8 protein-coding genes are annotated in these 8,243 nt (G+C 37.7%); 4 read left to right on the top strand and 4 right to left on the bottom strand.

The genetic code is table 11. The features are described from left to right. Nucleotides 1-44 precede the first annotated feature (44 nt). Nucleotides 45-1,136 (bottom strand): FRG domain-containing protein, encoded by a 1,092-nt coding sequence (locus tag DTK66_RS10535; RefSeq protein WP_191668641.1) that lies wholly within the window; start codon nt 1,134-1,136, stop codon nt 45-47. Nucleotides 1,137-1,344: 208 nt separating this feature from the next. Here DTK66_RS10535 and DTK66_RS10540 point away from each other — a divergent pair, with 208 nt between their 5' ends. The 4 genes from DTK66_RS10540 (at nt 1,345) to DTK66_RS10555 (ending at nt 4,745) form a co-directional block, all read left to right on the top strand. Further along, nucleotides 1,345-2,451, top strand: coding sequence for a low temperature requirement protein A (locus tag DTK66_RS10540; RefSeq protein WP_191668642.1), 1,107 nt, complete (start codon nt 1,345-1,347; stop codon nt 2,449-2,451). Nucleotides 2,452-2,914: 463 nt separating this feature from the next. After that, nucleotides 2,915-3,559, top strand: a complete 645-nt coding sequence (locus tag DTK66_RS10545) for a MarR family winged helix-turn-helix transcriptional regulator (protein ID WP_225209086.1) — start codon at nt 2,915-2,917, stop codon at nt 3,557-3,559. A 166-nt stretch (nt 3,560-3,725) separates the two neighbouring features. Continuing rightward, nucleotides 3,726-3,962 (top strand): hypothetical protein, encoded by a 237-nt coding sequence (locus DTK66_RS10550; protein WP_191668643.1) that lies wholly within the window; start codon nt 3,726-3,728, stop codon nt 3,960-3,962. A gap of 132 nt (nt 3,963-4,094) precedes the next feature. After that, nucleotides 4,095-4,745 carry an NAD(P)-dependent oxidoreductase gene (locus tag DTK66_RS10555; RefSeq protein WP_191668644.1) on the top strand — a complete coding sequence of 217 codons (651 nt, stop codon included), beginning with the start codon at nt 4,095-4,097 and terminating at the stop codon, nt 4,743-4,745. Nucleotides 4,746-4,919: 174 nt separating this feature from the next. On the opposite strand, the gene DTK66_RS10560 is transcribed toward DTK66_RS10555, so the two are convergent. The 3 genes from DTK66_RS10560 to DTK66_RS10570 all read right to left on the bottom strand — a co-directional run bounded on the left by DTK66_RS10560 (nt 4,920) and on the right by DTK66_RS10570 (nt 8,024). Then, complete coding sequence (locus DTK66_RS10560; RefSeq protein ID WP_153930378.1) at nt 4,920-5,153, bottom strand: cytochrome b5-like heme/steroid binding domain-containing protein; 234 nt, start codon at nt 5,151-5,153, stop codon at nt 4,920-4,922. 82 nt (nt 5,154-5,235) lie between these two features. Then, nucleotides 5,236-6,657 (bottom strand): Na+/H+ antiporter NhaC family protein, encoded by a 1,422-nt coding sequence (locus DTK66_RS10565; protein WP_191668646.1) that lies wholly within the window; start codon nt 6,655-6,657, stop codon nt 5,236-5,238. A gap of 341 nt (nt 6,658-6,998) precedes the next feature. After that, a complete protein-coding gene (locus tag DTK66_RS10570; RefSeq protein ID WP_191668645.1) occupies nt 6,999-8,024 on the bottom strand; it encodes a cation diffusion facilitator family transporter in 1,026 nt (341 codons plus the stop codon). Nucleotides 8,025-8,243 lie beyond the last annotated feature (219 nt).

Raw genomic sequence — 8,243 nt, forward strand, 5'->3', positions numbered from 1 at the left:
GGAGACTTATGTCACAGCCCTATTGGCTTATTTACATATTACAATTAAAGGCCTAAATACTTATCCTTAATCATTTCTGCTTTCTTGGCATGATCTTCGGGATAAATAAAACTATAGTCAATCCCAAGTTTTGATAATTCATCTAAAATGGGGCGCTTATATTTAGCAGGGACAATATATTTTTCTTTTTCATCAGGTTTCTCTGGATTGTAAAGACTAAGGATATCGATTGCTGATTGTGCTTGCTGCTCAACTTCCGAGTAATTGATCTTAACAGATTGGTCGTATTCATCACCGATAAAGGGAACAAACAGGAAAAGCCCCTGCTGATTTTCCATTCGTCGACTCATTCGTTTAATTGTTACGATTTTGGGTACGATTAATTCAAGCGGGTTTAATTTATTTTCAAAACTGGGGATGTCTCGTTTTGCTTCTTCAAATAAGCGGAGAAACGGTAGGGTTTGTAGGTCATGCTTAAACTCGGCAAAATAGTTTGAAGTGTCATTATCAAAATAGTTAAGGTAATCATTACTCCATAAGCGATGTTGGTGCGCAATGTAGTTATTGTCTAATTGGTAGAATTTTTTAATCGTTTGAAAAAATGCACTCTTATCAGCCATTGACTGTCGTGCTAGCGAAGATTCAAGCTGCATTTCATTACTGAAAGCATTCTTCTTAAAATAGTTATGGTTCGTTAAGCCGCTCTTAAAGTCATACTCGGCAATCAAATTATGCCATCCCCGTTTATCAAGCATTTTTGCTAATCTGTCGCGGTTAGGTTGATCCTTATAAACATAGACTTCACCATTACCTTGTCCGCCTTTAACCGCAAAGAAAAGGGCAATGAGAGGATTACTACTGACATCTAATAACCTTGTCGGGAGGTGGTAGTGTTCCATTAATGCCATTCGCTCGAAATTAGTTCGACATTTTTCAAAAAGCTGGGGGTCGGTCATTAAAAAATCATTGAACATATTATCTTCATTATCAAGGAGTTTCCGACTGCGGAAGACTGAGGGCAACGTGTTAGAGAAAGCATCGTCCTGTCCGCGAAAATAATAATTTTGTTTCTTATTGCTAATTAATTTTTCAATTTCTTCAATGTAATCCGAAACAGTTTGAATGTTATGAATCATGATATTATCCGCCCCTTCTATATGTCTTTAAGCAAATTCTAAAATAGATAAGTTAGAATTACTAGTAAAGGCGGATTAATTCTACTCAATAATCAAGGTATTTATAGAACTATGAGAAAGTAGGGAGTACGCTTATTTTTCTTTCTTTTTTGGTAGCCATCAAATATCATAGTAAAAGTAAGTAGAAAATAAGAAGGATGTGCTTCATTTGGCCAAAGAAATTACTAAGAAAGTATCATTAGTCGAACTATTCTATGATTTGGTATTCGTCTACATGGTTTCACGAGCAACAGGATTGATTCATCATGTTCATCATGGAATTATTGGGTTACCCACTCTTGGTATTTTTGCGCTTGTGATGATTATTTTCATTAATTCTTGGATGGTTCAGATGGTTTTCACGAATCGATATGGTAAATCATCAATTACTAATATTATTTTTTCGTTTATTGATATGGCGATTATCTTATATATGTCAAATGCCTTTACTGCAACTTTTGACCGCCATTTATCAACATTTTTTGTTGCGGCAGGGTTATTATCGTTAACGCTATGCCTGCAATATTTAATTGTTTATTGGCAAACTAAGACACAAACTGACCGGCAGATTACGCAAGCTTTTTCCGGTATACTAGCTTTTCGAGCAATGACCTTATTTGTTGGAGGAATATTTCCTAATCGGATTGGCATTACAATTGCCCTTGTTGGTGTTCTAATTAGTTGGATTGCTCCTGGATTTACGGGTAAGTATACTCGAAAGCACCCGATTGTTTTTTCACACTTACTAGAGCGGTTGACTGCGTTGATTATTGTGATGTTTGGTGAAACAATCATCGGAATTGCGGACTACTTTACCAGAGAAAGCTTATCGCCACAGTCAATTATGATTTTTATCACGGTTGCAGCGTTGTTCTTTACTTATATTGTCGAGTTTGACCATTTGATTGATGAGTATCAGACTAATCAAACAGGAAATTTAATGATATACCTTCATTATTTTATTCTCTTTGGTCTTAGCTTAATCACCGTTGCATTAAAGTTTATTAGTGAACCAGAAGCACATTCAGACTTTTCAGTAGGGTGTCTATATCTTGGCTTAATCTTATTTTATATTGGACTGATAATTGCTAATTACTATAATAAAATTAAGGTTACCAAAGATGTTATTGCTTGCTTTGTCATTACGACCCTGTTAGGCTTAGTATTTTCATTGTGGAAACCTACTTTTACATTGATTGTTGTAACAATAACGATAGTTGTGTTAATTAATGCAATTGTATTAACATGTTTTAACATTAGGAATAGCAATGGGTAAAATTTTTGCAGTGAAAATTAGGAGTAGGAAATAACCTCCTCAATAAGGCGGCTGGCTAAGCCAGAACGATGATCAGTATGATTATTGATCGTGCTTAGAAGCGATTCTTGGGAGTATTTGCTACGTTATCTTGCTATCGTTCATTAAAATAGTTGAGGTTGAGAGGGAAAATTTTTTCTCAGCTTCAGCTTTTTTATTTAAAATAATTTGGTACCGAAATATATTGACAATTAAAATTGATGGTGTTATATTATATACATCGGTACCGAAGTATATTGTTAAACAATTAAATTATGGAGGATAATGAGATGCTGACAAATCAATTGATCGTTTTAGGTACGATGATTGTGATCCTTACTTTTCTATTGTCTGGCAATCCATTAAAGACTGCTGAAGTAAAAAGCAAAGTTCGAAACTAATTTTTAATTAAGCTAACATACTTTATTTTAAAGGAGCGATAATCATGGCAGAAATTAGCGATATGGAATTAATTCAAAAAATGTTAAAGAGTTTATCAGTGCTACGTGGCAATACATTTGGCGGAGACGGACGGGGCTTCCCACGACAAATGGAGAAATTTGGTTTTAGTGGCCGTGAATTTCGGCAGCCAAATATGAATCATGGGGATATGTTTGGTCGTGGTGGTTTTTCACCGATGGATAATTCCATGACGGGTAATGGTCCGATGAGTGATTGGCCAAATATGATGGATAATCGATCAACTGTTGGTCGTTCGGGGCTGATGGACGCGCAACCTCCGTTTATGAACCGGCAGGGATTGATGCGAGAAAATCTTTTAACAATTATTGCCGATAACCCCACAGGAATTCGGGCGAAAAAGATTGCTGAAAAGGCGGGAATTAACCAATCATCAGTTTCTGAATCACTTAGCAAACTTGAAGATGATGGCTACATTAAGCGGACTGTCGATCCAACTGACAAACGAGCTACATTAATTTTCTTAACTGACTTAGGAACAGCGCGGGCTAACGAAATTAAGGACCAACAGCAAAAAATGTTCGGCCACCTTTTTGATAATCTGACGGCCAGTGAAAAGGAAGAATTATCACGATTATTAGACAAAATTATTGAAGGCCAAGATAAATAAACTTTGTTGTGTATTAATACAATAAGCGACATTAGCAGCTGATTATTTCCGCTACTAATGTCGTTTTATCATCTCGTAAGGTATTAGCCTACTATGTTATTTTTAATAAGTTTAGCTATCAGCTAGTAATTTATTTATAATAAAAATAAGATTAGGAGGCAGGACAATGAACACAGATTCTTTTCAGAAACTAACTGATTGGCTAAAAGGTCGGCATTATACGCTTAAACAAGATGGACCTAATTTTGTCCTTAGCCAACAAGGACATGAATTAGCGATTATTACACCACCAGATAAGTATCAAGTAAAGAATATCGAGATGACTTTTGATGAGTGGGTAGAATTTAACAAGTGTATCCGCAATATTCGTCATTATTTAATCGCTCAGAAAAAACCAGAATAAGCTGGTAAGCCGAGTTAGGGTTTAAATTATCGTCATATCGTGGAATGAGGTTTTTTCTTTTGGTAATTGCTTTTTTCTATGATAAGGTAATCACGACAGTAACTTTGGATTAACATTAAGGAGTGACTAGGAATGATAAAAGTTGGAATAATTGGTGCATCTGGAATGGCTGGTAGTGCAATCTATAAATTAGCAACTATCAAGCCTGAATTAGATGTAACGGGCATCGTGCGTCATGAAAATAAAGCCCGTGAGATTCTTGGTGATGATGCCAAATTATTAAGTGGTGATATTTTTGCCTTAAATGATAGTTTATTATCGCGTTTTGATGTCATTGTTGATGCGTATGGAACCAGTCCCGAAAATGCTGACCGTCAAACCCGTTTGGCCGAAAAATTGGTTAGTCTAGCACGTAAAAATAGGATAAGATTAATCTTTATCTTAGGAGCTGGCAGCCTCAAAACTGGGGCTGATGAACATTTATTTGTTGAAGATATTGCTAAAATTCCTGGTTCTGAAAAATGGATTAATACACCGCGACAACAGTTAAAGGAGCTGCAATACCTCGAAACGATTACGGATATTGACTGGGTTGGAATCTCGCCATCAGCAACATTTGAAGCGGGACCAGCAACTGGTTATATCGTGGGTAAAGATAAACTATTATTTAATGAACAAAAAGAATCAAAAGTTTCAACCGGAACAGTTGCTGAAGTAGTGGTAAGCGAGATTTTAGCACCTCGTCATCACCGCGAACGGATTACTGTTGTTAATGAAGAATAAGAAATAGTATGATGCTACAATAGCAAGCCGATGGTATGTTGTACCGTATTCATATAAAAATAGTGGAGGTGTGACAAAGGTCATTTATGACTTCGTCTTCACGTCCCCACAAGCACAACGCAAAAGGGCTCTAGTATTCGGAAAAAACCGAACGCTAGAGCCTTGTTTTTAATGCTAGTCAACTAATTTGCCAATTAATGGTAGTTTTGAAATCGGAGAGTACTTTCGTGCTGCTTCTTGGTAAGTTACGTCTGACAAATCATGACCAACGACACTACCATGGACTTCAGCACCCTCCCATTCAGGAACTTCAGATACATCATAAACGTTTCCATGGACGCCAATATAACCAGGACGGCCTTCTCGACCATCATATTGTGCTAATTCGCTATGGGTAAAGGCTCGCATAAGTATCCCTCCTTGACAGGCTCAACATCTTAACGTTGCCTTTACTATAACATGAAAAATTTAATAAAGAATAAAATTTGACTTATTCAGCTGCCAAATTTGCGATGGCGGATTGTTTAGCAGGTACCTTAACGAGCATGCCAACTGCCACACAAATGATAGTTACTAAAAATGGGAAGAAAGCCCAAGGGATGAAGTTAAGGGGATTAATTTGTAAAGTGCTAGCGATAAATACCCCAGAAACACTCCACGGAACAATTGCGTTAACTGCGGCCCCCGCATCATTTAGGATTCGTGTTAAGTAAGCTCGTTTTAAGCCAAGTTTTTCAAAGGCAGGCAAGAAGGATTGCCCAGGGAGGATAATTGCTAAGTAGTGCTCTCCGACCATTAAGTTAACCCCGACACAAGTAACGGCAGTGGCTATTGTAAGGCGACCTGGGGTTTTTACAATACCAGCGAGGTGGTCAATGATAGCTTTGATAATATTAAACTTGATTAAGAGTCCACCCAAAGCTAAGGCAAAAATAATCAAGGCTAGGGAAGTTAGCATACTGGCAATTCCACCCTTGGAAAGTAAAGTATCAATTGTTTTATCACCAGTATGAGAAACGTAACCAGTCATAATTGTATTGGTGATTGTTGTAATGCTGGTACTAGGAGCATGAATCCATCCTAATAAAGCGGCAAATAGTGATCCAAGACCAAGGGAAGGAATAGCTGGTACTTGTAGGATTGCCAGGATAATCAAGAGTAAGACTGGTAAAAGTGCCCACCCAGAAATCCAGAAACCATTTGCCAGACCATCCATCATTTTGTGAACTGCACCTAGGCTGACATTTTTAGAATTGAGTCCTAAGAAAGTGTATAAGACGATACAGATTGCCCATGCTGGAATATCGGTAACTAACAGCGCTTTGATATGTTGGTAAATACTAATATCGCCAACGCTAGCAGCAAGATTTGTTGTTCCAGAAAGCGGAGAAATATTAGATCCGCAAAAGGCTCCTGAGACAATCACCCCAGCAGTAAGCCCAGGGTTAATTTTGAGGGTTGCCCCGATACCGATAAAGGCAATTCCCATTGTTGAGACAGTTGTAAATGAGCTTCCACATGCAACCCCGACGAGAGTACAAACGATAAAGACTGTTGGTAAAAAGAACTTAACGGAAATGATTTCAAAACCAAAGTACATGATCGTGGGAATCGTGCCAGAAAAAATCCATGTAGCAATGAGAACTCCAATTGATAGGAAAATAACTAAGGGATCAACGCCAGCCCGCAGACCGCTACGCATCCCATTCATGACTGTGTCCCATTTAAATCCACGGATTCGACCGTAAACAGCAAGCAGGACAAAAGAGATAAAAAGTGGTGCTTGTGGTTCTTGATGCTTAAAAATAATGAGGTATCCTAAAATGCATAAAATAACGGCGAGAATAAGTAAACTTTCCCCGAAACTAAAATTAGGTTCCGGTTTATTTAACGACTTTTTAGTAGTTTTCATCATTTGACTCTCCTTAATTTTTAATAAAAAAACACCAACTAGATCAGCGGTGATTACACAATCTAGTTGGTGGGTTTGGTAGTATAAAATGATGGAAGAACTCTACCCTCTACTAGATTGGTGCACCTAGCAAAGGACTCTTTAAAAACAACCTTGCTTAGGTACGAACACCGTTGCCCGTACCTATTGAGTACAGACATTTATGCGCGATAAGCATAGTTGTTATAGTACTTAGTTGAATTTAATGAGTGTGTATTCATAACTGTCGTTCCTTCCCGTTTGATGTTGTAATTATTAAAACATTCTCATTTTAGTTTGTCAATCTTTAATTTAAATAAAAATTAAAATTCCCCTGCGACATCTTGGTCAGAGAATGAATGGGGATCGGGAACAAAGGCGATATCAGTGTCGATGATACCAAATCTTTCCCGAAGAATATTTTCGATGTGTTCCGATAGTTGAAAACTTTGTAAAATTGTCATTTTAGCATTAACCATAATCGAAGCATCGAGAGTCACTACATTGCCGTTGTAGTGAGCTTTTAATTCGACTACTTTAATAACAGGTTTAACCTGCATAATTGCCTGACGGTATTCTTGTTCCGCCTGAGGATCAAAATAGTCCGTTAAATTAAGGCTACTATCAAAGAAAATTTTAAGTCCAGAATATAAGATAAAAAAGCCAACGACAATACTAGTTGCGCCATCGAGCCATCGGATATCGAATAGGAGCGCTCCACCAATAGAAATTAGAGTTCCAATGCTGGTAAAAGCGTCACTAAGACTATCTTGGGCCGAGGCGAGCAGTGCAGCATTTTTTAACTTAAGACCAGTTTGGCGGTTCATGTACCAGACAACAAGCATAATGATAGAGGCAATTCCCGCCCCAACGAGGGCAATTGGCTGGGGAACAACTCGGCTGGCAGGGTTAAGAAGCCCCTTAATCCCGTCTACAATAACGCTAAGAGCAATTGCTACCATTACGACGGCGGTTACTAATGAAAAAATAGTTTCATACCGCCAGCGAACAAACTGAACCCGTTGGTCTGATCCCATATGTGCTTGGTAGTTTCCCGCCGGTAATTTAGCACCGATAATATCATCATCGTCAATATCTTGTGCAATATGCAGTCCCATCATTAATAAGAAAGTTGAAATAATTCCTGAAAGATTATTAAACGCGTCTGCGCGTAAAGTTTGCGACATACTCATTTCAGCTAACCAATACTCAATAACTGAGATGAGAATGTAAGCAACAAGGTTATAGATTAAATGGTGTTGCGAAGCACGAATTTTCGCCAGTTCTTTGGCTTGGGTGTGTTCCCAATTATTCATTTCGGCGGTTGCATGTTTCTTAAATTTAGTCATTGCTCATAAAGCTTCCCTTATAACAATTAAAATTACTTTAATTGTAACGCAAATGTCCAATTTGCGTTAATTCAAGGGATTAATTACTAGCTATTTCAGCTTTGATAAATAAAGAAAGGGAGTAAGAATTAACCTTTTCGACAGGGCGGTTGGCTAGGTTAAAACGAGCACGTCACGGGCTGATTATTGTTCGTTAAAATATTAGAAGGCTGAGAAAAA

The organism is Limosilactobacillus walteri (assembly GCF_014830205.1).
GTDB classification, from domain to species: Bacteria; Bacillota; Bacilli; order Lactobacillales; family Lactobacillaceae; genus Limosilactobacillus; species Limosilactobacillus walteri.

Bases quoted from the DNA above. Each gene is read 5' to 3' on its own strand.
- DTK66_RS10570 (WP_191668645.1), bottom strand. From the start codon at position 8,024: ATGACTAAATTTAAGAAACATGCAACCGCCGAAATGAATAATTGGGAA.
- DTK66_RS10560 (WP_153930378.1), bottom strand. From the start codon at position 5,153: ATGCGAGCCTTTACCCATAGCGAATTAGCACAATATGATGGTCGAGAA.
- DTK66_RS10565 (WP_191668646.1), bottom strand. From the start codon at position 6,657: ATGAAAACTACTAAAAAGTCGTTAAATAAACCGGAACCTAATTTTAGT.
- DTK66_RS10535 (WP_191668641.1), bottom strand. From the start codon at position 1,136: ATGATTCATAACATTCAAACTGTTTCGGATTACATTGAAGAAATTGAA.
- DTK66_RS10545 (WP_225209086.1), top strand. From the start codon at position 2,915: ATGGCAGAAATTAGCGATATGGAATTAATTCAAAAAATGTTAAAGAGT.
- DTK66_RS10550 (WP_191668643.1), top strand. From the start codon at position 3,726: ATGAACACAGATTCTTTTCAGAAACTAACTGATTGGCTAAAAGGTCGG.
- DTK66_RS10555 (WP_191668644.1), top strand. From the start codon at position 4,095: ATGATAAAAGTTGGAATAATTGGTGCATCTGGAATGGCTGGTAGTGCA.